Raw genomic sequence first — 22,069 nt, 5'->3', positions numbered from 1 at the left:
GAGCGTTCCCTCAATCGCTACCGGGTCACACCCCGGCGGTGACTTCGCTCTGTCCTTCCTCCGCCTCCAGCGCCTTGTTGCGGCGGACCGAGGACCAGAAGGACCAGGCGATCAGGACGACGCCGACGAGGCCGGTGATGATCTCGTTGATCTCGTACTGGATGGTGACGAGCAGGATGACCGACAGCGCGCCGATCGCGTAGTGCGCGCCGTGCTCCAGGTACACGTAGTCGTCCAGGGTGCCCTGGCGGACCAGGTAGACCGTGAGCGAACGGACGTACATGGCGCCGATGCCGAGGCCGAGCGCCATCAGCACGATCTCGTTGGTGATGGCGAAGGCGCCGATCACGCCGTCGAACGAGAAGGACGCGTCGAGCACTTCCAGGTAGAGGAACATGAAGAACGCGGCCTTGCCGGAGAGGGCGACCGCGGAGATCTTCTTGCCGCTCCGCTTGGCCTCTTCCTCCTCCTCGTGCTCGCGCTCCTCCTCGTCTTCGAGCCTTTCCTCGAAGTAGCCGGATAGTCCGCCGACGATGAGGTACGTGATCAGACCGGCGACGCCGGCGAGCAGGACGGTCTCCGCCTTGTCCGCGTGCCCGCCGCCGTGCTGGTGGGCGCTGGTGGCGAAGGTGAGGGCGGTGATCAGCAGGACGATGAGCGCGATGCAGACCGACAGCATGTCGATCTTGCCGAGCTTGGCGAGCGGGCGCTCGATCCAGCGCAGCCACTGGATGTCACGGTCCTCGAAGATGAAGTCGAGGAAGATCATGAGCAGGAACATGCCACCGAAGGCGGCGATCGCCGGGTGGGCGTCCGTGACCAGTTCCTTGTAGCGGTCCGCGTCGTTGAAGGAGAGATCGATGGCGTCGATCGGATTCAGCTTGGCGGTGATGGCGACGATCACGACGGGGAAGACCAGCCGCATGCCGAAGACCGCGATGAGCACGCCGACCGTGAGGAAGATCTTCTGCCAGAAGGCGGACATCTTCTTCAGGATTCCGGCATTGACCACCGCGTTGTCGAACGACAGCGAGATCTCCAGGACGGAGAGGATCGCCACCACTCCGAAGGCTTCCCACCCCCCGTAGAACCACGCGGCCACTAGGCCGATCGCGGTGATCACGAGCGACCACCCGAAGGTTTTCAGAAGCACTGGCTACCCCATCGTGTATGTAACGGGTCTCCCCCGACGTGTACGGGGCTCCCCCGCGCCGTGCGCGGCTTTACGAAACGTTGACCCCGAAGTCTAGAGCGATGCCGCGCAGCCCCGATGCGTACCCCTGACCAACTGCACGGAACTTCCACTCGCCGTTGTAGCGGTAGAGCTCGCCGAAGATCATCGCGGTCTCCGTGGAGGCGTCCTCGGTGAGGTCGTAACGCGCGAGTTCCTGGCCGTCCGCCTGATTGACGACGCGGATGAACGCATTGCTGACCTGGCCGAACGTCTGACCGCGGTTGTCGGCCTCGTGGATGGAGACCGGGAAGACGATCTTGTCGCAATGGGCCGGGACCTGCGTGAGGTTCACGATGATCGACTCGTCGTCGCCCTCGCCCTCACCCGTGAGGTTGTCACCGGTGTGCTCCACGGAACCGTCGGGGCTCGTGAGGTTGTTGTAGAACACGAACCACTCGTCGCCGAGCACCCGGCCCGACTGGCACAGCAGTGCGCTGGCGTCGAGGTCGAAGTCGGCCCCCGTCGTGGATCGTGCGTCCCAGCCGAGGCCGACCAGCACCTGGGTGAGATTGGGTGCGGCCTTGGAGAGGGAGACATTGCCTCCCTTGGCGAGCGTGACGCCCATGGTGTGTCCTCCCCGAGTCGATGAACCGTGTGTTGAGCGCGTCCGGCGCCGCACGTCGTGCGGCGCCGGACGGAAATGCTGATGGCCGGGACCGCGCGGCCCCGTTCAGCGGTCTAGACGTTGACGCCGAAGTCCTGCGCGATACCGCGCAGACCGGAGGCGTAGCCCTGGCCGATGGCACGGAACTTCCACTCCGCGCCGTTGCGGTACAGCTCGCCGAAGACCATGGCGGTCTCGGTCGAGGCGTCCTCGGACAGGTCGTAGCGCGCGAGCTCGCTGTTGTCGGCCTGGTTGACGACGCGGATGTACGCGTTGCGCACCTGGCCGAAGCTCTGCTGGCGGGTCTCGGCCTCGTAGATCGAGACCGGGAAGACGATCTTGTCGACGTCGGCCGGGACGGTGGCCAGGTTGACGTTGATGACCTCGTCGTCGCCCTCGCCCTCACCGGTGAGGTTGTCACCGGTGTGCTCGACGGAGCCGTCGGGGCTCTTGAGGTTGTTGAAGAAGACGAAGTTCCCGTCGTTGGCGACCTTGCCCTCGGCGTTCGTCAGCAGGGCGCTGGCGTCGAGGTCGAAGTCTCCGCCGGTGGTGGTACGGGCGTCCCAGCCCAGACCCACGATGACCGCGGTCAGGTTGGGCGCGGCCTTGGTCAGCGAGACGTTGCCGCCCTTGCTGAGGCTGACTCCCACGAGTCCTCCCATTGGTTTCTTGGGGGCCGGCCGGTGCCGGCGCCTCCACGTCGTGTTGGCATCGGATCAACGAGTGGATACTAGTGACCGGTTCCCGGCCTGAGCAGGCTTTCGGGCCTGGGTCGCCGGATGATCCACCCGAAGCCGGATCAGAGGGCGCCGAGCGCCTTGATGTAGTCGTTGAGGTCGCGCGCGTCGGGCAGGCCGTTGACGACCGTCCAGCGCACCACGCCCTCCTTGTCGATGATGAAGGTGCCGCGCACCGCGCAGCCCTTCTCCTCGTCGAAGACACCGTAGGCCCGCGAGGTCTCGCCGTGCGGCCAGAAGTCGGACAGGAGCGGGTACTCCAGGCCCTCCTGCTCGGCGAAGACGCGCAGGGTGTGGATGGAGTCGTTGGAGACGGCCAGCAGCTGCGTGTCGTCGTTCTCGAACGTGGGCAGCTCGTCGCGGAGCGCGCACAGCTCGCCCGTGCAGACGCCGGTGAAGGCGAACGGGTAGAACAGCAGCACCACGTTCTTCTCACCCTGGAAATCGGAGAGCTTCACGGTCCGGCCGTGGTTGTCCTTCAGCTCGAAATCCGGGGCCTTGGTGCCGACCTCGATCGCCATGAAAACGCGTCCCTTCGCTACGTCACCGGGCTGGGCTGTCCGGGTGGCCCCCACCCTACGCAGAGGGCGCGGGCGCCTGCGCGGCACCCGTGGAAGCCTCCCGCCGGCGTCCGGGTCGAGCCCGACGGGAGCGGGCCCGGGCGTACGAAGGCCCCCGGCCGGCGCGGTGCCTGTCGGGGGCCTTCAGGGTCGATGGGGGTCAGCGCTTGGCTTTGGCCGCTTTCGGCGTCCCGAGCCGGCTTCCCGACCAGTCCTTGCCCGCGTTGACGCTCTTGGTCTGGGCGAGACCGGCGGTCTGGGCGGCCTCGTTGATGTCGCTCGGCTCGACGTATCCGTCACGGCCGGTCTTCGGCGTCATCAGCCAGACCACACCGCCGTCCTCGAGCAGACCGATGGCATCCACCAGCGCGTCCGTAAGGTCGCCGTCCTCGTCACGGAACCAGAGCAGGACGACGTCCGCGACGTCGTCGTATTCCTCGTCGACGAGTTCCTGGCCGATAGTGGCCTCAATGCCCTCACGGAGCTCCAGCTCGACGTCGTCGTCGTAGCCGATCTCCTGGACCACCTGTCCGGGCTCGAACCCCAGGCGTGCCGCCGGGTTGGTCCGCTCCTCCGCGTGGTCCGCGGTCGCGCTCACGGGTTGCCTCCTGATCATGTTTCGGAAAATGCTTCAGCCACGCGCGTGCGCGGGGCGTTGGCCGTAGTCCACACGGGAGCGGCGGATCGCGCAAGTACCCAGCGTGCGAGACCGCCTAAACGGTGACGTTTCATGCCACGTCGCCGCCCTGTCGGCGGCCCCCTGCGGGAGCCCGCGTCCTCCTCCGTTCCCTTTACGTCCTTGGACAGCTTATGCCGTTTCGGTCCGGCATTCGGAGCCGAGCAGCGTTTGGGAACACTTGGACGCCTTGGGCGTATGGTTGCGGTTCGGCCCAGACCATCCTGCCTGCCCCATCCTGTCCGACACCCTCTGCCTGCACCGATACCCAATCAGCGGCCGTCCATCCGCCTCGGCGCGGACGGGTCGGGCGCGTCGGCGGTTACCTCTCGGTAGAGATGACGTACGCGTGCCGGCGGTACACGATGGGGATGCGTACACATGCTCATGCCCGGGGGCAGACTCCCGTGACAGGCCCCGAAGCGCAGCACCGAACAGCGAAGGAACAGCGTGGCTTCCGGATCAGATCGCAACCCGATCATCATTGGCGGCCTTCCGAGTCAGGTCCCGGATTTCGATCCCGAAGAGACCCAGGAATGGCTCGACTCCCTCGACGCCGCCGTCGACGAGCGAGGCCGTGAACGGGCCCGTTACCTCATGCTCCGGCTCATCGAGCGCGCGCGCGAGAAGCGTGTCGCCGTGCCGGAGATGCGCAGCACGGACTACGTGAACACGATCGCCACGAAGGACGAGCCGTTCTTCCCCGGCGACGAGGAGATCGAACGCAAGATCCTCAACGCGACCCGCTGGAACGCGGCCGTGATGGTCTCGCGCGCCCAGCGTCCGGGGATCGGCGTGGGCGGGCACATCGCCACGTTCGCCTCCTCCGCCTCGCTGTACGACGTGGGTTTCAACCACTTCTTCCGCGGCAAGGACGACGGTCTGGGCGGTGACCAGATCTTCTTCCAGGGGCACGCCTCCCCCGGGATCTACGCCCGCGCGTTCCTGCTGGACCGGCTGAGTGAGGCGCAGCTCGACGCGTTCCGCCAGGAGAAGTCGAAGGCGCCGAACGGGCTGTCCAGCTACCCGCACCCGCGGCTGATGCCGGACTTCTGGGAGTTCCCGACGGTGTCGATGGGTCTCGGCCCGCTCGGCGCGATCTACCAGGCGCGGATGAACCGCTACATGGAGGCGCGCGGCCTCGCCGACACGTCGAACTCGCATGTCTGGGCCTACCTCGGCGACGGCGAGATGGACGAGCCGGAGTCGCTGGGCCAGCTGTCCATCGCCGCCCGTGAGGGCCTGGACAACCTGACCTTCGTCGTCAACTGCAACCTCCAGCGCCTCGACGGCCCGGTGCGCGGCAACGGCAAGGTCATCCAGGAGCTGGAGTCGCAGTTCCGGGGCGCCGGCTGGAACGTGATCAAGCTGGTCTGGGACCGCTCCTGGGACCCGCTGCTGGCGCAGGACCGCACTGGCATCCTGGTCAACAGGCTGAACACGACGCCGGACGGGCAGTTCCAGACGTACGCGACGGAGACGGGCGCGTACATCCGGGAGCACTTCTTCGGGGACGATCCGCGGCTGCGCGAGATGGTCAAGGACATGACCGACCAGCAGATCCTGCACCTGGGGCGCGGCGGTCACGACCACCGCAAGGTCTACGCGGCGTACGCGGCGGCCAAGGCCCACAAGGGCCAGCCGACGGTGATCCTGGCGCAGACGGTCAAGGGCTGGACCCTCGGGCCGAACTTCGAGGGTCGCAACGCGACCCACCAGATGAAGAAGCTGACCGCCGAGGACCTGAAGCGGTTCCGGGACCGGCTGCACATCCCGATCGCGGACAAGGAACTGGAGGACGGCAACCCGCCGTACTACCACCCGGGCCGCGACTCGGAGGAGATCCAGTACATGCACGACCGCCGCAAGGGCCTGGGCGGTTACGTCCCGACCCGTGTGGTGCGCGCGAAGCCGCTGAACCTGCCCGAGGACAAGACGTACGCGGCGGCGAAGAAGGGTTCGGGTCAGCAGTCGATCGCCACCACCATGGCGTTCGTCCGCATCCTGAAGGACCTCATGCGGGACAAGGAGATCGGCAAGCGTTTCGTGCTGATCGCGCCCGACGAGTACCGCACCTTCGGTATGGACGCGTTCTTCCCGAGCGCGAAGATCTACAACCCGCTCGGTCAGCAGTACGAGTCGGTGGACCGCGATCTGCTGCTCGCGTACAAGGAGTCGCCGACCGGGCAGATGCTGCACGACGGCATCTCGGAGGCGGGCTGCACGGCCTCGCTGATCGCCGCGGGTTCGGCGTACGCGACGCACGGCGAGCCGCTGATCCCGGTGTACGTCTTCTACTCGATGTTCGGGTTCCAGCGCACCGGTGACCAGTTCTGGCAGATGGCCGACCAGCTCGCGCGCGGCTTCGTGCTGGGCGCCACCGCCGGCCGTACGACGCTGACCGGTGAGGGCCTTCAGCACGCCGACGGGCACTCGCAGCTGCTGGCCTCGACCAACCCGGGCTGTGTGGCGTACGACCCGGCGTTCGGGTACGAGATCGCGCACATCGTCAAGGACGGTCTGCGCCGGATGTACGGCGGGACGCCCGAGGAGAACGAGGACGTCTTCTACTACCTCACCGTCTACAACGAGCCGATCCAGCACCCGGCCGAGCCCGCCGATGTGGACGTCGAGGGCATCCTGAAGGGCGTCTACCGCTACAGCAGTGGCGAGAAGGGCCAGATCCCGGCCCAGATCATGGCGTCCGGTGTGGCGGTCCCCTGGGCCGTCGAGGCGCAGCGCATCCTCGCCGACGAGTGGAACGTGAGGGCGGACGTCTGGTCGGCGACCTCCTGGAACGAGCTGCGGCGCGAGGCCGTGGACGTGGAGCGGTACAACCTGCTGCACCCGGAGGAGGAGCAGCGCGTGCCGTATGTGACGCGCAAGCTGTCCGGGGCCGAGGGGCCGTTCGTGGCGGTGTCGGACTGGATGCGGTCGGTGCCGGACCAGATCGCGCGCTGGGTGCCCGGGGCGTACCAGTCGCTGGGTGCGGACGGGTTCGGTTTCGCGGACACGCGGGGTGCGGCCCGGCGGTTCTTCCACATCGACGCGCAGTCGATCGTGCTCGCGGTGCTCACCGAGCTGGCGAAGGACGGGAAGGTCGACCGTTCGGTGCTGAAGACGGCCGTCGACCGCTACGACCTGCTGGAGGTGGCCTCGGCCGATCCGGGGGCCGCGGGCGGCGACGCGTAGGACGTGAGGACCGGTGCGGGGCGGCGGGGCCCGGAAGGGCGCCGCCGCCCTGCGGCGTGTCCGGACGCTCAGTTCTCCCAGACCTTGAAGGCGCGTACCTGGTACGGGGAGCGGGGCAGCCAGGTGCCGCCGCCTGGGTACGTCTCGAACTCGCCGGTCTCCGCGCACTCGGCCGACTGGTAGGTGGTGACGGGCCGGCCGGTGCGGTTGGCCAGTGCCTGGGCGGTGGTGCCGGTCTTCAGCGGCACACAGCTCTCGATGTCGAGGATGGACAGCTCGTGGGTCTGCCGGGCGCCGGTGAAGTCGGGCTTCGCCCAGAGGCAGAGCTGCCCGCTCGCGCAGTCCCCGAGCCTGACGGGCGCGGCCTGGGCGGGTGCGGGCGGGAACAGGGCGGTGGCGGCCAGGGCAGCCGCGACAACGGTCGTACGCATGTGAAATGAACCCCCGTGGTGTGGACCTTCTGGTGTGGATCACCACTGATGCGGATCGCCCACTGCGATGTGGATCGCCGCTGATGTGGATCGCCGCTGTGGATCTTCCACCGACACCCTGAGTCGTCACGGAGCGTTACGGGAAGAGGTCGGGGGCCTGGATCACCCTGATAGGGGACAGCCCCGCCGGAACGTTCCGGCGGGGCTGTTGTACGCGCTGTGTTGACGCCCGGGTGACGCCCGGGGCGCCGGGGTCAGATGTGACCGGCGCCCGCGCTCGCCTCCGCGTTCTCGCCGCGCTTGGTCAGCGTGGCGACGAGGGCGGCGATCACCGCGACGATGCCGGCGACCATGAACGCCGTGCTCATGCCGGAGACGAACGTGTCGTGGGCGACGCCCGCGATCTTGCCCGCGATCTCCGGCGGGGTCTCCTTGGTGACGGGCGGCATGCCGACCTTGACCGCGGAGGACGCCTGGCCCAGCTGCTCGGGAGAGAGCGGCGGAAGCTTCGCCGCCTTCCAGTTGTCCGTCAGCTCGGCGTCGACGCGCGAGGCCATGATCGCGCCGAGCACCGCCGTACCGAGGCTGCCACCGACCTGCATGGCGGCCTGCTGGAGGCCGCCGGCGACGCCGGAGAGCTCCATCGGGGCGTTGCCGACGATGACCTCGGTGGCGCCGACCATGACGGGGGCGAGGCCCAGGCCGAGCAGGGCGAACCAGACCGACATGGTCAGCGTGCTCGTGCCGACCGTCAGCTGGGACATGCCGAACATGGCGACGGCGGTGCAGACCATGCCGCCCACCAGCGGGACGCGCGGGCCGAACTTGGTGATCAGGGCGCCCGCCACCGGCGAGGCGACGATCATCATCGCGGTCAGCGGCAGCAGGTGCAGACCCGCGTCGACGGCCTTCATGCCGTGCACGTTCTGCAGGTAGAAGGTGACGAAGAACAGACCGCCCATGAAGGCGAAGGCCATCAGCACCATCAGGACCGCGCCGGCGGACAGCGGCACCGAGCGGAACATCGCCAGCGGGACCAGCGGCTCCTTGACGCGCTGCTCGACCAGCGCGAACGCGAGGAACAGGACGACCGCGCCGACCAGGAAGCCGATCGTCTGGATGTCGCCCCAGCCCCACTCGGCGCCCTTGATCAGGGCCCAGATCAGGCAGAACATCGCACCGGACAGCAGCACGATGCCGGCGAAGTCGAAGGAGCGCGGGGCGTTCTCGGCGCGGTGGTCCTTGAGGATCAGGATGCCGAGCACCAGGGCGAGCACGCCGACCGGCACGTTGATGAAGAAGACGGACTGCCAGCTGACGTGCTCCACGAGCACACCACCCAGGATCGGGCCGCCCGCGGTCGAGGCGCCGATCACCATGCCCCAGATGCCGATCGCCATGTTCAGCTTCTCGGCCGGGAAGGTGGCGCGCAGCAGGCCGAGCGCGGCCGGCATGAGCAGCGCACCGAAGAGGCCCTGGAGCACCCGGAAGGTGATCACGAGGGCGACGCTGCTGGAGAGCCCGATGGCCCCCGATGCCGCGGCGAAGCCGACGACGCCTATGAGGAAGGTCTGCCGGTGGCCGAAGCGGTCACCGAGCTTGCCCGCGGTGATCAGGGAGACCGCGAGGGCGAGCATGTAGCCGTTGGTGATCCACTGGACGTCGGCGAGCGAGGCGCCGAGGTCCTGCTGGATGGCGGGGTTGGCGATCGCGACGATCGTGCCGTCGAGCGCGACCATCATCACGCCGATGGCCACGGAGAACAGCGTCAGCCAGGGGTGGCCGCGCAGCCCCTTGGCAGGTGCGGGACCGGGGCCCTGAGGGTCCCGCGGAGCCTTTTCGACGGTGGTCTGACTAGTCATACGCCGGAGATTAGTGTCAGTCACTGACAGTTGACAAACCAATTCACAAGTCGGTAACTGTCACGTAGCTCACAGGTAGGCTGAGCTGGACAAAGCAGGGAAAAGAGGACCAGTCCAGTGACCGAAGGGCAGCCGTCCGCGGCGCTCCCGACCGGGCTGCGCGAGCGCAAGAAGCGGCGTACCCGCGACGCGCTGCTCGTCGCCGCCCTCGAACTCTTCACCACCCACGGGTACGAGGAGACCACCGTCGACGAGATCACCGACGCGGTCGAGGTCTCCCAGCGCACCTTCTTCCGCTACTTCGCGGGCAAGGAGGCGGTCGTCTTCGCCGTGCAGGACATGGTGGAGTCGCGCTTCCTCTCCGAACTGCGTCAACGACCCGCCGTCGAAGCCCCCTTCGAGGCCATGCGCCGCGCCGTGCTGTGCGCCTGGCACAGTATCGGAGAGGCCGTCGACGCCCTCGTCCCGGTCGAACTCCACATGCGCGCCTACCAGATGATCGAATCGACGCCGTCGCTGCTCGCCGCCCACCTGCGCCGCAGCATCCACCTGGAGGACCAGGTCGCCGAGCTGATCGCGCGGCGCGAGGGCCTGGACATGGCGAGCGACCCGCGCCCCCGGGTCGCGGTCGCCGCGTTCTCCGGGGTGATGCGGGCGGCCGGCCAACTGTGGGGACAGGGGCGGGACACCAGCGTGGAATCGCTGCGGGCGCTGACCGAGACGTATCTCGACGCGCTCACCCCGGCCCTCTCCGAGACCTGGCGCGCTCCCCAGGCGGCGTCCGACACATCCCCTAACACGCGATGAGCGCGCCGTGACGGATCACCGTACGCAGCGTGAGGCAATTGCCGTGTCCTTCCGCACAGTCGAGTGATGTGCGTCACCCCGCCCGCAAAGCGGCTGTCCGGGTCTCCTAGGGTGGTCCGGAGTGACTTCCTTCGATTCCTCCCCAACGCTCACCGCCTGGCGCGCTCTGCTCGCCCTCGCGGTCGTCTTCGTGATGCTCGCGACGACCGGCTGGACCGCCGTGCACCACCAGCGGTCCGCCGACTCGCGCACGCTCGCGCTCGCCTCCTGGGCCAAGGGATCGATAGCGGGCCACCCGCTGCCGGACGTCGACGCCCCGTCGTACAAGCTGGCGCACTTCTTCGCCACGCTGACGGCCGCGCAGCGCGGCAGCCTCGCCGACACCTACCCGCTGGTGGTGGGGAACCTCAACGGCGCCCCGGTCACCGTGCGTTACCGGGCGAACCGTCGGGCGATCGAAGAGGCGCGCACGGTCGAGCAGCGGCGCGTCCACGACACCAGACTCTCCGCCACCGGCCGCGCCGAGGCGCAGCACCGCATGGAGCGCTTCCGCTCGATGCTGGCCGAGGACCGCCACTTCCTGGCGTTCGACCCGTCGGGGCGCGGGCTCGCCGCCGAGGTGTTCGGCGACCTCGACCGGGCCGACCGCATCTCACTCGTCGTGCCCGGCGTCGACACCAACCTCCTGACCCTTGAGCGCACCGGCAGCAGGACGAACGCCGCGCCCGTCGGCATGGCCAAGTCGCTGTACGCCGCCGAGCGCGCCGCGCGCCCCCGGGTGAGCACCGCCGTGATCGCCTGGGCCGACTACACCACGCCCGTCGGCATCGGCATGGACGCCGCCCTGGGCAACCTCGCCCGGCGCGGGGCGGTCCGGCTCGACGCGCTCGTCCGGGCACTCCCGGGCCCCGCCCCCGTCTCGCTGTTCTGCCACAGCTACGGCTCCGTGCTGTGCGGGGTCGCCGCGGAGAGGCTGCCCGGCCGGGTGGAGGACATCGCGGTGGCCGGCAGCCCCGGCATGCGGGCGGACAACACCGGCCAGCTGCACACCCGGGCCCATGTCTGGGCGATGCGGGACCGCGGTGACTGGATCGAGGACGTCCCGAACCTGGAGTTCGGCGGCCTCGGTCACGGGGCCGACCCGGTGGACCGCGGTTTCGGCGCCCGGGTCGTCTCGGCGGCCGGTGCGGTCGGGCACAGCGGCTATTTCGAGCCGGGCACCGAGAGCCTGGACAACTTCGCCGCGATCGGCGTGGGCGCGTACGCGTCGGTGACCTGCGCACAGGCCGACAGCGCCTGCAACGACGGGGTTTACGCCGATACGACAGCCTGACGCGCGTAGAGAAGACCGCCTCGGCCCCACCGAAGCGGTCGACGCCGAGAGGGGACGGGGCGGGCAAGTGCCGCATACGATGAGGCGCATGGGTGATGTGCTGGCCGGAATTCATGCCACCTGGGAGTTCGACACCGACTCCGTGCTCATCCGCTACGAACGGGGTATCCGCACGCCGAGGCTCCTCCAGAGCCTCCGCGAGCGCCGCGTCCCGCACGCGGCGCTGTCGTCGGTGACGCTCACCCCGGGCAAGCGGGGCACGGTGGTGCTGCGTGCGGTCCCGAGACCCGGTGCCGATCCCCTCCTGGAGGCCGCCGCCGGGCAGCTCAAGGACGGCTGCGACCCGTACCGCCTGGTGCTCCCGGCCGCCCGCGAGACCCTGGCCGAGTACTACGCGGACGAGTTGCGCGCCTGCCTCGGGCCGGACGCGGGCGAGCCGGCCGACCGTTTCCTGGTCGCCGCCCCCGAGGCCCCGATGCAGTTCAAGGCGTACGACGGCCGGGCCGGCTTCGACGGGGAGCGGATCTCCTTCCGCTGGTTCTGGACCGGCGCCTCGTCGGAGAAGTGGAAGGCTGGCGACCAGACGTTCCCGGTGACGGACCTGTACGGGGTCGAGTGGCGCTCGCCGGAGGGCGTGGAGGGCTATCTGCGGCTGCTGCCGAAGGGGTCCGAGTGCGTGGTCCCGGGACCGGACGCGCTCACCGGGCCGGTGACCGGGGCGGGCCTCGGGACCGGGACGGCCCAGAGCGTCCACCCGGTGATATCCCGGCCCGCCCGCGCCGACCAGGACCCGGCGGCCGTGGTCTTCGGCCTCGGCTACGGTCCGGTCCACGAGTCGCTGCCCTTCGCGGCGGCGGTCCTCGAATCCGTACGCAAGAGGCAGTCCGCGCCCCCGGCCGCCACCCCCCTCACCACCGCCGCCGCCCGGCGCGATCCGGCGGACATCGCGGAGCGCATCCACCACCTCGGGGAGCTGCACCGGGCGGGTCTGGTGACCGACGAGGAGTTCAGCGCGAAGAAGGCGCAGCTCCTCGCCGAGCTGTAGCCGCCCGTGGCCGCGCCCATACCCGCCCCTCCGTCCGCTCCCGCCACCGGCCCCGCCGCGTACCCGCCGACGACGCCGACGGCCATACCGGGCCCGGGGGCCAGGCGCCCCATTGCGGGGCCACGAAAAAGGTAACGGGGCGTGGCCGCCGCCCGTCTACGGTGACTCCCATCGCTGCCAGAGCATTTCCAGGCCCAGCACAATCGCGCACAGCACCGCGACGGACCCGGGTACGGCCACGAACGCCACATGGATCACGCTGTTCTCGTCCGGAAGGAAAAGGTCCACCCAGCCCAGCGTCAGGGCCAGAGCGGTGGCGATGCCACCGACTCGTGAGGCCCATTCGAAAAGGCGTGCGTGCCACGGCTTCGACGCCCCGGAATCCCTTGAGCGCACGTCGATACTGAAGAAAATCAGCAGAACAGCCAGGAACGAGATCAGGCTGACCATCTCGGCTGACGGCATCGTACGCATGGCGCGACCTTAACCCGGCCACTCACATTCGGGACGAAAGGCGTATTCGGGGCAAGGTCGCCAAGGGTCGGCCGGTGGGCGGGGAGCCGCCTACTCGCGCGCCGCCGACGTCGAGCTCATGTCCGGGTAGCGGTCCCCCGCCACCCGGCCGGCGATCGGTTCCAGCAGGGCCAGCTCGTCGGCGGTCAGGGTGAGCCGGGTCGCGCCGACGTTCTCCAGGAGCCGGCTGCTCCTGCGGGTGCCCGGGATCGGGACGACGGGGGTGCCGTGGACCTGGGCGCGCTGCTGCACCCAGGCCAGCGCCACCTGCGCGGCCGAGGCCCCGTGGGCGGCGGCGATCTTGTGGACCGGCTCCAGGAGCGCCGCGTTCCTCCGCGCGTTGTCCCCGTTGAAGCGCGGCTGGTAGGTGCGGATGTCGCCCTGCGACAGCTCCTTGCCGGCGTCCGCGAACGAGCCGGTCAGGAAGCCCCGGCCGAGCGGCGAGTACGGCACGACGGTCACCCCCAGCTCGACGGCGGCTGGCACGGCGCTGCGCTCCACGTCCCGGCTGAACAGCGACCACTCGGACTGGAGCGCGGCGATCGGGTGCACCGCGTGCGCCTCGCGCAGCTCCGCCCCCGTCACCTCGCTCAGCCCGAGCCGCTTGACCTTGCCCTGCTCCACCAGCTCCGCCATCGCCCCGACCGACTCGGCCAGCGGCACGTTCGGGTCGCGGCGGTGCATGTAGTAGAGGTCGATCACGTCGGTGCCCAGCCGGCGCAGGCTGGCCTCGACGGCCTGCCGGATGTACGCGGGGTCGTTGTTCACGCCCCGGTAGTGCGGGTCGTCGTCCCGGCGCTGGATGGCGAACTTCGTGGCGAGGGTGATCTCGTCCCGGTGCGCCCCGACGAACGGCGCGAGGAACGTCTCGTTGGCGCCGCCGCCGTAGATGTCGGCGGTGTCGAAGAGCGTGACACCCGCCGCCAGCGCCGTTTCCAGCGTCTCGCGGGCGGAAACCTCGTCGGTGTCCCCGTAGAACTCGCTGATGCCCATGCAGCCGAGCCCCTGGACGCCGACCTGGGGGCCGCCCCTGCCGAGCTCCACGGTGGCGATCTTGTTGTCAGTCATGAGGCACTGGGCCTTTCCGGCGCACGGCGGGCGCCCGCATAAAAGTCGATCTTGTAATCCAGCACGGCCAGGGTGTCCTGGAGCTCCGCGATCCGCGTCTTCACGTCGCGGCGGGTCGCCTCCAGCAGTTCCTGCCGTTCCTCGAAGGTGTGGTCGCCCTCGCGTACCAGCTCGGCGTACCGCACCATGTGCGCGACCGGCATCCCCGTCAGCCGCAGCTTCGTGACGAAGGCGAGCCAGTCCAGGTCCCGGTTGGTGAAGCGGCGCTGACCGGTGTGCGACCGGTCCACGTGCGGCATGAGGCCGATCCGCTCGTACCAGCGCAGCGTGTGCGCGGTCAGACCGGTGAACGCCGCCACTTCGCTGATCGTGTACTGGTCCTGCCCTTCGGGGCGCGGATGGGCCGCCGGGCCCGAAGCGCAGGCGTCGGTCCGTGTCGAAGTGGTCTCCATCAGCGTCATGCCCTCCACGCTAGAACGTTGGAGTGCACTCGAAGCAAGCGTGACCGGGTGCGGGTTTCGACGTGGCGGCACCCGGAATCTACTCTCGTACGCATGCAGAGCCTGCCGATGATCGAGAACTGGCCCGTGCCCACCGCGGCGGCCGCCGTCGTACGAGCGGACGGCACGGTCGTCGGTACGCACGGCCCGACCGCGCATCGTTTCCCCCTCGCATCCGTCACCAAACCGCTCGCCGCCTACGCGGCGCTGGTGGCGTACGAGGAGGGCGCCGTAGAGCTGGACGAACCGGCGGGCCCCGAGGGCTCGACCGTCCGCCACCTCCTCGCCCACACCAGCGGCCTCGCCTTCGACGAGCACCGGGTGACGGCCCCGCCCGGCAACCGCCGCCTCTACTCCAACGCGGGCTTCGAGGTCCTGGGCGACCACATCGCCAAGGCCACCGACATCCCGTTCCCGGAATATGTTCGACAGGCGGTCCTCGAACCCCTCGGGATGACCGCCACCACCCTGGACGGCTCCCCCGCCAAGGACGGCGTCTCCACCGTGGACGACCTCGTGCGCTTCGCCGCCGAGGTGCAGGCCCCCCGCCTCCTCGACCCGCGCACCGTGCTCGCCGCGCAGACCGTCGTCCACCCCGGCCTGAAGGGCGTCCTTCCCGGCTACGGGCACCAGAACCCCAACGACTGGGGCCTCGGCTTCGAGATCCGCGACTCCAAGTCCCCGCACTGGACCGGCGCCTCCTCCTCCCCCGCGACCTTCGGCCACTTCGGGCAGTCCGGCACCTTCCTGTGGGTCGACCCGGTCGCGGACGCGGCCTGCGTCGCCCTCACCGACCGGGCCTTCGGCCCGTGGGCGGTCGAGGTGTGGCCGGCGTTCACCGACGCGGTACTGGCAGAGCTGGCGGCGTGACCGCCCCGGCGGCGGCCAGGCACTCGAACCACACCGTCTTGCCGCCGCCGTCCCGCCGCACCTCCACCCCCCAGTCGTCCGTCACCGCCGCGACGAGCATCAGCCCGCGCCCCTCCTCGTCCAGCACATCGCCCTCCACCGCGACGGGCACCTTCGCGCAGTCGTCCGCCACCTCCACGCGGACGCCCGCTCCACCCGGGAGCCGGAAGATGAACGTCTGGCAGCGGCGCCCCGGCACGTGCCGGACCACGTTGCCGATCAGTTCGGTGAGCGCGAGTTCCGCCGCGTCGGACACCGAGGCCAGGCCCCAGCCCTTCAGGTAGAGGCCCAGGATGCGGCGCAGGTGCCGGGCCGAGTGGTCACTCATGGCGAAGTCGGCGCGGTAGACCGGCTCTTCGGAACCGGTTCGGGTGGCAATTACGTGATTCATGTCACCATCCTGCGAGCAACTGACTACGCTCGGCTACGCACGGAACCGAACGCCGCGAGGCGTTGCACCCCGGAGGTCCCTCGTGGCCAACATCCAGACGCTCGACCCCACCGCCTCTCCTCTCGACTACTACGGCTCCGAGCTGCGCCGCCTGCGCGAAGCCGCCCGCCTGAGCCAAGTCCAGCTGGGCGACTGCATCTACTGCACCGGCTCGCTGATCGGCCAGATCGAGACGACGAAGAAGATCCCCACGCGGGACTTCTCCGAGCGGATCGACGCCGCCCTCCGCACGGACGGTCACTTCTCCCGGCTGGTGGGCCTGGTCCTGCGAAGCCAACTGCCGTCCTGGTTCCAGGAGTACGCGGACATGGAGGCGAGGGCCGAGTACATCTCCACGTTCCAGACGCAGTTGATCTACGGCCTGCTCCAGACCGAGGCGTACGCCCGAGCCGTACTGGCCACCGGCATGCCGGACGATCTGGACGGCCTGCTCGCCGCCCGGATGGAGCGCCAACGCATCCTGGAACGCAAGCGTCCGCCGGTGACGTGGGTCGTCCTGGACGAGGCCGCTCTGTACCGTCCGATCGGTGGCCCCGAGGTCATGCGAGCGCAACTGAACCGCCTGTTGGACTTCGCCACCAACCGCTGGACTCGCGTCCAGGTGCTGCCCTTCGCCGCTGGTGCACACGCGAGTCTGGACGGCTCGTTCACCACTTTGCGCTTCGACGATGACCCAGACCTGATCTACACCGAGGACCTCATCTCGGGCCACATGACCGCCGACTCGGACACGGTCAGGGCAGCCTCGCTCCGCTATGCTCACCTGCAGGCTGCCGCGCTCTCCGTGGAGGAATCGGCGGTCCTGATCGCCCGCGTCATGGAGGAGCGTTATGGAGACCGGCCCCGAGCTGAAGGCTTCGCAGTGGCGTAAGTCCAGCTACAGCGGAAGCACCGGCGGCGAGTGCGTCGAGTGCACCGTGACCGGCGCCGCTGCGTGGCGTAAGTCGTCCTACAGCGGCGACAGAGGCGGCGAGTGCGTCGAGGTACAGGACGGCTGCGCCGCCTCCGTGCCCGTTCGTGACAGCAAGGTGCAGGACGGCCCCGTCGTCGTCATCGGTGCCGCCGCCTGGCGCACCTTCGTCGCCGGGCTTTAACAGCTCAAGGGCCCGGGAAGACCGCACAGGTCTCCCGGGCCCTTTGCGTTCCCCCGCACCCCCCGGCGGCGCTACGCTCCCCGGCCATGAGCGACGACATGGTCCGCGCCACCGCGTCCGACGTCCCCGCGCTCGCCGGGGTCCTGGCCAGCGCGTACGCCGAGGACCCGGTCTGGTCGTGGCTGATGCCCCGCGACCGGGACCGGCGGCTGCGGCTGCTGTTCACCGCGCATCTGGCCCAGCAGGTCCCGGCGGGCCGGGTGTGGACGGACGCGGACCGCACGGTGGCGGCGGTCTGGGCGGAGCCCGGCGCGTGGAAGCTGCCGGCGAGCTACCTGCTGCGCAACGCGGGCACGCTGCTGCGGGCGGGGCGGGCCCAACTGCCTCGTACGGGGATGCGGCTGCTCGCGCTGGAGCACCGCCACCCGACTCAACCGGCGCACTGGTACGTGGAGTACATCGGCACCCACGTTGACGCGCGCGGCACCGGGCGCGGGTCGCGGGTGCTGGGCGGGCTGTTGGACCGGGCCGACGCGGACGGGCGGCCGGTGTTCCTGGAGTCGAGCAACAGCCGCAACCTGACGTTCTACCGGCGGCACGGGTTCGAGGTGCGGGAGGAGATGACGTTCCGGGCCGGGCCGCCGATGTGGTCGATGTGGCGCCGGTAGGCCGGCGGCACCTCAGGCGGGCAGCTCCCAGACCAGCACCTCGGCGTTCCCCGCCGCGACCAGTTCGAGCCCGGCCTCGCCGGTGATCCGGGCCGCGTCGCCCGCCGTCAGTTCCTCGCCGCCGACGCGTATCGCGCCGCGCACGGCATGGACGTACACGCGCGGAGCGTCCGGGACGGCCGCGCGCTCGCCCTCCGCGAGCCGCCGCACGTGGAGCATGGCCCCGGCCTCGGGGAGGGCGTACGGGGTGGAGTCGGCGATGCCGGGGACGGTCGTGTACGAGGGCTCGCCGCCGGGCTCCAAGGGGGCCAGCCACATCTGAAGGAACGTCAGCGGGGTTTCGCCGTCGTTGCGTTCGACGTGGCGGACGCCGGAGGCGGCGCTGAGGTGCTGGACGTCCCCGGCGCGTACGACCGTGGCGTGACCGGCCGAGTCGCGGTGGGTCAGCTCGCCCTCGACGACCCAGGTGACGATCTCGGTGTGGCTGTGCGGGTGCTCCTCGAAGCCCGCGCCGGGGGCGAGGCGTTCCTCGTTGCAGGCGAGGATCGGGCCGAAACGGAGGTTGTCGGGGTCGTAGAAGGAGCCGAAGGAGAAGGAGTGCCGGGAGGAGATACCGGCCGCCTCGTCCCCGCCCTCGAACCGGTCGCCCGCGCGGTGTACGGAAATCACCTGTCCACGGTAGCCCCGCCGGGGGCCCGGAGGGAGCCCGCTGCCGGGCGGCACGACCCGCCACCGGCCCCGGCCCTCCGTGCCTCCGTCCGGATAAGGCAGTCTTGTGTCCGTGCCCCGACCCGATCCTGAGCAGCCCGCTGCGAACGCCGCCCATCTCCATGCCGCGACCCTGAAGCGGCTGGAGCAGTCCTCCGGCCGGCTGGCCGCGAACGCGATCGCCCGCATGGACGAGTCGCTGCCGTGGTACCGGGCGATGCCTCCGGAGAACCGGTCGTGGATCGGCCTGGTCGCCCAGGCCGGTATCGCCGCGTTCACCGAGTGGTTCCGGCACCCGGAGACCCCGCAGGCGATCTCGACGGACGTCTTCGGGACGGCCCCGCGCGAGCTGACCCGGGCGATCACGCTGCGGCAGACCGTCGAGATGGTGCGGACGACGATCGAGGTCATGGAGGCCGCGATCGACGAGGTCGCCGCGCCCGGCGACGAGTCGGTGCTGCGCGAGGCGCTGCTCGTCTACGCCCGGGAGATCGCCTTCGCGACCGCCCAGGTGTACGCGCAGGCCGCCGAGGCCCGGGGCGCCTGGGACGCCCGGCTGGAATCACTCGTGGTGAACGCGGTGCTGTCCGGGGAGGCCGACGAGGGTGCGGTGTCCCGGGCCGCCGCGCTCGGCTGGAACTCGCCGGAGCACGTGTGCGTGCTGCTCGGCACGGCCCCGGACGGGGACAGCGAGCTGACCGTGGAGGCGATCCGTCGGGCCGCCCGGCACGCAAAGCTCCAGGTGCTCACGGGGGTGCTCGGCAACCGCCTGGTCGTCATCGCGGGCGGCAGCGACAACCCGCTCCAGGTCGCGAAGGCCCTGATCGGACCGTATGCGGCGGGCCCCGTGGTGGCCGGTCCCGTGGTGGCGGACCTGCTGGCCGCGACCCGGTCCGCGCAGGCGGCGGCCGCCGGGCTCAAGGCGTGCGGTGCCTGGCAGGACGCGCCGAGGCCGGTGCTCGCGGACGATCTCCTGCCGGAGCGCGCGATGGCGGGTGACCCGGCCGCGCGCGAGCAGTTGGTGGAGGAGATCTACAGACCGCTCGAAGAAGCGGGCTCAGCGCTCCTGGAGACTTTGAGTGTGTATCTGGAGCAGGCGAGCAGCCTCGAAGGCGCGGCCAGGATGCTGTTCGTGCATCCCAACACCGTGCGCTACCGGCTCCGACGTGTGACAGACGTCACCGGCTGGTCGCCTTCCGATGTCCGCTCGGCGTTCACTCTGCGAATCGCCCTGATCCTGGGGCGTCTGGCCGACCGGGATGTACAGTCCTAGACTTTTGTCGGACATCAACAATTCCCCCTACGGTTCTTCGTCCCTGTCCCCACGGGTGTTCCGGACCGTTCACAAGAGAGAGTGTGAGGGTGCTCGTACTCGTCGCTCCCGGCCAAGGCGCTCAGACGCCCGGCTTCCTGACTCCCTGGCTCGACCTCCCCGGTGCCACCGACCGCATCGCGGCCTGGTCCGACGCCATCGGGCTCGACCTCGCCCACTACGGCACCAAGGCGGACGCGGAGGAGATCCGCGACACCGCGGTGGCCCAGCCGCTGCTGGTGGCCGCCGGTCTGCTCTCGGCCGCCGCGCTCGACGCGTCGCCGGGTGCCGTCGCGGGCCACAGCGTCGGTGAGATCACCGCCGCCGCTCTCGCCGGAGTCGTCGGCGAGGAGGCCGCGCTCCGCTTCGTACGCACCCGTGGGCTCGGCATGGCCGAGGCCGCCGCGGTCACGGAGACCGGCATGGCGGCGCTGCTCGGCGGCGACCCCGAGGTCACCGTGGCTCACCTGGAAAAGCTCGGGCTGACCCCGGCGAACGTCAACGGGGCCGGTCAGATCGTCGCCGCCGGCACCGCCGAGCAGATCGCCGCGCTCACCGAGGACAGGCCGGAGGGTGTGCGCCGCGTGGTGCCCCTGAAGGTGGCCGGCGCGTTCCACACGCACCACATGGCTCCCGCCGTCGAGCGGCTGCGCGCCGCCGCCGGGGACCTGGACGTGTCCGACCCGACTGTGACGTACATCTCGAACGCCGACGGCAAGACCGTCGCGACCGGCCGCGAGGTCGTCACCCGCCTCGTCGGCCAGGTCGCCAACCCGGTGCGCTGGGACCTGTGCATGGAGACGTTCAAGGAACTCGGCGTCACCGCGCTCATCGAGGTCTGCCCCGGCGGCACGCTCACCGGCCTGGCCAAGCGGGCGCTGCCCGGCGTCCGGACCCTCGCGCTCAAGACCCCCGACGACCTCGACGCGGCCCGCGCGCTCATCGCTGAGCACGCGGGCGCCTAAGGAGCCCGAGAGCATGTCGAAGATCAAGCCCAGCCAGGGCGCGCCGTACGCGCGGATCATGGGTGTCGGCGGCTACCGCCCGACCCGGGTGGTGCCCAACGAGGTCATCCTGGAGACGATCGACTCGTCCGACGAGTGGATTCGCTCCCGCTCCGGCATCGCGACCCGCCACTGGGCCTCCGACGAGGAGACCGTGGCCGCGATGTCCGTCGAGGCGGCGGGCAAGGCCATCGCGGACGCCGGGATCACCCCGGAGCAGATCGGCGGGGTCATCGTCTCCACCGTCTCGCACTTCAAGCAGACCCCGGCCATCGCGACCGAGATCGCCCACAAGGTCGGTGCCGGCAAGCCCGCCGCGTTCGACATCTCGGCCGGCTGTGCGGGCTTCGGCTACGGGCTGACCCTCGCCAAGGGCATGATCGTCGAGGGCTCGGCAGAGTACGTGCTCGTCATCGGCGTGGAGCGGCTGAGCGACCTCACCGACCTGACCGACCGGGCGACGGCGTTCCTGTTCGGCGACGGCGCCGGAGCGGTCATCGTGGGCCCGTCCCAGGTGCCCGCCATAGGCCCGACCGTCTGGGGCTCCGAGGGCGACAAGTCCGAGACGATCAAGCAGACCGTGGCGTGGGACGCCTTCCACGCCGACCGTCCGGAGAAGTTCCCCGCCATCACGCAGGAGGGCCAGGCGGTGTTCCGCTGGGCCGTCTTCGAGATGGCGAAGGTCGCCCAGCAGGCGCTGGACGCGGCCGGGATCGCCCCGGAAGACCTGGACGTCTTCATCCCGCACCAGGCCAACATGCGGATCATCGACTCGATGGTGAAGACCCTGAAGCTGCCGGAGAGCGTCACGGTCGCCCGTGACGTGGAGACCACCGGCAACACCTCCGCCGCCTCGATTCCGCTCGCGATGGAGCGGCTTCTGGCGACCGGTCAGGCGAAGAGCGGCGACACCGCGCTCGTCATCGGCTTCGGGGCGGGTCTCGTCTACGCCGCGACGGTCGTTACTCTCCCCTAGGCACACCGGGTCTTTTCGCCCGGACGCCCGAACCCAGCAGATAAACACCGAAGGAGCGCCGACATGGCCGCCACGCAGGAAGAGATCGTCGAAGGTCTCGCCGAGATCGTCAACGAGATCGCCGGTATTCCGACCGAGGACGTCCAGCTGGACAAGTCCTTCACGGACGACCTGGACGTCGACTCGCTGTCCATGGTCGAGGTCGTCGTCGCCGCCGAGGAGCGCTTCGACGTGAAGATCCCCGACGAGGACGTCAAGAACCTCAAGACCGTCGGCGACGCCGCGGACTACATCCTCAAGCACCAGGCCTGATCCAGCCGGATCGTGTGTCGCCACCCGGCGGTGGCGCCGCTGATTCACGACCCCCTACACGTGGAGAAGATTT

Annotated in this window: 24 protein-coding genes; 12 read left to right on the top strand and 12 right to left on the bottom strand. The window is 69.9% G+C overall.

From position 1 onward, the window contains the following. Positions 1–25: 25 nt before the first annotated feature. The 5 genes from E6P78_RS25000 to E6P78_RS24980 form a co-directional block, all read right to left on the bottom strand. Complete coding sequence (locus E6P78_RS25000; RefSeq protein WP_136205885.1) at positions 26–1,153, bottom strand: DUF475 domain-containing protein; 1,128 nt, start codon at positions 1,151–1,153, stop codon at positions 26–28. Positions 1,154–1,223: 70 nt separating this feature from the next. Continuing rightward, positions 1,224–1,799: a TerD family protein gene (locus E6P78_RS24995; protein ID WP_018103347.1), complete on the bottom strand. Its 576-nt coding sequence runs from the start codon at positions 1,797–1,799 to the stop codon at positions 1,224–1,226. A 113-nt stretch (positions 1,800–1,912) separates the two neighbouring features. Beyond that, complete coding sequence (locus tag E6P78_RS24990) at positions 1,913–2,488, bottom strand: TerD family protein (protein ID WP_026171553.1); 576 nt, start codon at positions 2,486–2,488, stop codon at positions 1,913–1,915. A 149-nt stretch (positions 2,489–2,637) separates the two neighbouring features. Beyond that, positions 2,638–3,096 (bottom strand): peroxiredoxin, encoded by a 459-nt coding sequence (locus tag E6P78_RS24985; RefSeq protein WP_136205884.1) that lies wholly within the window; start codon positions 3,094–3,096, stop codon positions 2,638–2,640. A gap of 199 nt (positions 3,097–3,295) precedes the next feature. Beyond that, on the bottom strand, positions 3,296–3,733 hold the full coding sequence (locus E6P78_RS24980) for a DUF3052 domain-containing protein (RefSeq protein ID WP_018556445.1): 438 nt from the start codon (positions 3,731–3,733) through the stop codon (positions 3,296–3,298). 528 nt (positions 3,734–4,261) lie between these two features. Between E6P78_RS24980 and aceE the strand changes: the two genes are divergently transcribed. Beyond that, on the top strand, positions 4,262–7,003 hold the full coding sequence (aceE, locus tag E6P78_RS24975; RefSeq protein ID WP_136205883.1) for a pyruvate dehydrogenase (acetyl-transferring), homodimeric type: 2,742 nt from the start codon (positions 4,262–4,264) through the stop codon (positions 7,001–7,003). A gap of 68 nt (positions 7,004–7,071) precedes the next feature. Here the strand turns inward: aceE and E6P78_RS24970 are convergent, their stop codons facing one another. Together E6P78_RS24970 and E6P78_RS24965 are read right to left on the bottom strand one after the other, a co-directional pair. Further along, positions 7,072–7,434 (bottom strand): peptidase inhibitor family I36 protein, encoded by a 363-nt coding sequence (locus E6P78_RS24970; protein ID WP_136205882.1) that lies wholly within the window; start codon positions 7,432–7,434, stop codon positions 7,072–7,074. 254 nt (positions 7,435–7,688) lie between these two features. Further along, positions 7,689–9,296, bottom strand: a complete 1,608-nt coding sequence (locus tag E6P78_RS24965) for an MFS transporter (RefSeq protein WP_136205881.1) — start codon at positions 9,294–9,296, stop codon at positions 7,689–7,691. A gap of 117 nt (positions 9,297–9,413) precedes the next feature. On the opposite strand from E6P78_RS24965, the gene E6P78_RS24960 reads away from it, so the two are divergent. From E6P78_RS24960 to E6P78_RS24950, 3 genes are all read left to right on the top strand, one after another. Further along, the gene (locus E6P78_RS24960; RefSeq protein WP_136205880.1) at positions 9,414–10,103 is read left to right on the top strand and encodes a TetR family transcriptional regulator; all 690 of its coding nucleotides are present in this window, start codon (positions 9,414–9,416) and stop codon (positions 10,101–10,103) included. 121 nt (positions 10,104–10,224) lie between these two features. After that, positions 10,225–11,436 (top strand): alpha/beta hydrolase, encoded by a 1,212-nt coding sequence (locus E6P78_RS24955; protein WP_136205879.1) that lies wholly within the window; start codon positions 10,225–10,227, stop codon positions 11,434–11,436. Positions 11,437–11,524: 88 nt separating this feature from the next. Continuing rightward, positions 11,525–12,481, top strand: coding sequence for a DUF4429 domain-containing protein (locus E6P78_RS24950; protein ID WP_136205878.1), 957 nt, complete (start codon positions 11,525–11,527; stop codon positions 12,479–12,481). A gap of 156 nt (positions 12,482–12,637) precedes the next feature. Here E6P78_RS24950 and E6P78_RS24945 read toward each other — a convergent pair whose 3' ends face one another. From E6P78_RS24945 to E6P78_RS24935, 3 genes are all read right to left on the bottom strand, one after another. Continuing rightward, positions 12,638–12,955 carry a hypothetical protein gene (locus tag E6P78_RS24945; RefSeq protein ID WP_136205877.1) on the bottom strand — a complete coding sequence of 106 codons (318 nt, stop codon included), beginning with the start codon at positions 12,953–12,955 and terminating at the stop codon, positions 12,638–12,640. A gap of 90 nt (positions 12,956–13,045) precedes the next feature. After that, positions 13,046–14,062, bottom strand: coding sequence for an aldo/keto reductase (locus tag E6P78_RS24940; protein WP_136205876.1), 1,017 nt, complete (start codon positions 14,060–14,062; stop codon positions 13,046–13,048). Next, positions 14,059–14,523 carry a MerR family transcriptional regulator gene (locus E6P78_RS24935; protein ID WP_136205875.1) on the bottom strand — a complete coding sequence of 155 codons (465 nt, stop codon included), beginning with the start codon at positions 14,521–14,523 and terminating at the stop codon, positions 14,059–14,061. Before E6P78_RS24935 ends, E6P78_RS24940 begins: the two co-directional genes overlap by 4 nt. Before the next feature lie 93 nt (positions 14,524–14,616). On the opposite strand from E6P78_RS24935, the gene E6P78_RS24930 reads away from it, so the two are divergent. Beyond that, positions 14,617–15,432: a serine hydrolase domain-containing protein gene (locus E6P78_RS24930; RefSeq protein WP_136205874.1), complete on the top strand. Its 816-nt coding sequence runs from the start codon at positions 14,617–14,619 to the stop codon at positions 15,430–15,432. Here E6P78_RS24930 and E6P78_RS24925 read toward each other — a convergent pair. Beyond that, a complete protein-coding gene (locus E6P78_RS24925; RefSeq protein ID WP_136205873.1) occupies positions 15,398–15,862 on the bottom strand; it encodes an ATP-binding protein in 465 nt (154 codons plus the stop codon). The genes E6P78_RS24930 and E6P78_RS24925 overlap by 35 nt on opposite strands. Before the next feature lie 82 nt (positions 15,863–15,944). Here E6P78_RS24925 and E6P78_RS24920 point away from each other — a divergent pair, with 82 nt between their 5' ends. The 3 genes from E6P78_RS24920 (at position 15,945) to E6P78_RS24910 (ending at position 17,684) form a co-directional block, all read left to right on the top strand. Further along, the gene (locus E6P78_RS24920; RefSeq protein ID WP_136205872.1) at positions 15,945–16,793 is read left to right on the top strand and encodes a helix-turn-helix transcriptional regulator; all 849 of its coding nucleotides are present in this window, start codon (positions 15,945–15,947) and stop codon (positions 16,791–16,793) included. Continuing rightward, positions 16,753–17,016, top strand: a complete 264-nt coding sequence (locus E6P78_RS24915) for a DUF397 domain-containing protein (protein WP_136205871.1) — start codon at positions 16,753–16,755, stop codon at positions 17,014–17,016. The genes E6P78_RS24920 and E6P78_RS24915 overlap by 41 nt, the downstream gene beginning before the upstream one ends. A gap of 86 nt (positions 17,017–17,102) precedes the next feature. Next, a complete protein-coding gene (locus E6P78_RS24910; RefSeq protein ID WP_136205870.1) occupies positions 17,103–17,684 on the top strand; it encodes a GNAT family N-acetyltransferase in 582 nt (193 codons plus the stop codon). A gap of 12 nt (positions 17,685–17,696) precedes the next feature. Here E6P78_RS24910 and E6P78_RS24905 read toward each other — a convergent pair whose 3' ends face one another. Next, the gene (locus tag E6P78_RS24905) at positions 17,697–18,353 is read right to left on the bottom strand and encodes a pirin family protein (protein WP_136205869.1); all 657 of its coding nucleotides are present in this window, start codon (positions 18,351–18,353) and stop codon (positions 17,697–17,699) included. 112 nt (positions 18,354–18,465) lie between these two features. Between E6P78_RS24905 and E6P78_RS24900 the strand changes: the two genes are divergently transcribed. The 4 genes from E6P78_RS24900 (at position 18,466) to E6P78_RS24885 (ending at position 21,996) form a co-directional block, all read left to right on the top strand. Continuing rightward, positions 18,466–19,665, top strand: coding sequence for a helix-turn-helix domain-containing protein (locus tag E6P78_RS24900; RefSeq protein ID WP_136205868.1), 1,200 nt, complete (start codon positions 18,466–18,468; stop codon positions 19,663–19,665). Between the two features lie 89 nt (positions 19,666–19,754). Beyond that, positions 19,755–20,669 carry an ACP S-malonyltransferase gene (locus tag E6P78_RS24895; protein WP_136205912.1) on the top strand — a complete coding sequence of 305 codons (915 nt, stop codon included), beginning with the start codon at positions 19,755–19,757 and terminating at the stop codon, positions 20,667–20,669. 13 nt (positions 20,670–20,682) lie between these two features. Then, positions 20,683–21,684, top strand: coding sequence for a ketoacyl-ACP synthase III (locus E6P78_RS24890; protein ID WP_136205867.1), 1,002 nt, complete (start codon positions 20,683–20,685; stop codon positions 21,682–21,684). Positions 21,685–21,747: 63 nt separating this feature from the next. After that, on the top strand, positions 21,748–21,996 hold the full coding sequence (locus tag E6P78_RS24885; protein WP_010987188.1) for an acyl carrier protein: 249 nt from the start codon (positions 21,748–21,750) through the stop codon (positions 21,994–21,996). Positions 21,997–22,069: the final 73 nt, after the last annotated feature.

Source organism: Streptomyces sp. A0958, from assembly GCF_004795035.1.
In the GTDB taxonomy this organism is placed as follows: Bacteria; Actinomycetota; Actinomycetes; order Streptomycetales; family Streptomycetaceae; genus Streptomyces.
This window is presented reverse-complemented; position numbering and strand designations above follow the sequence as displayed.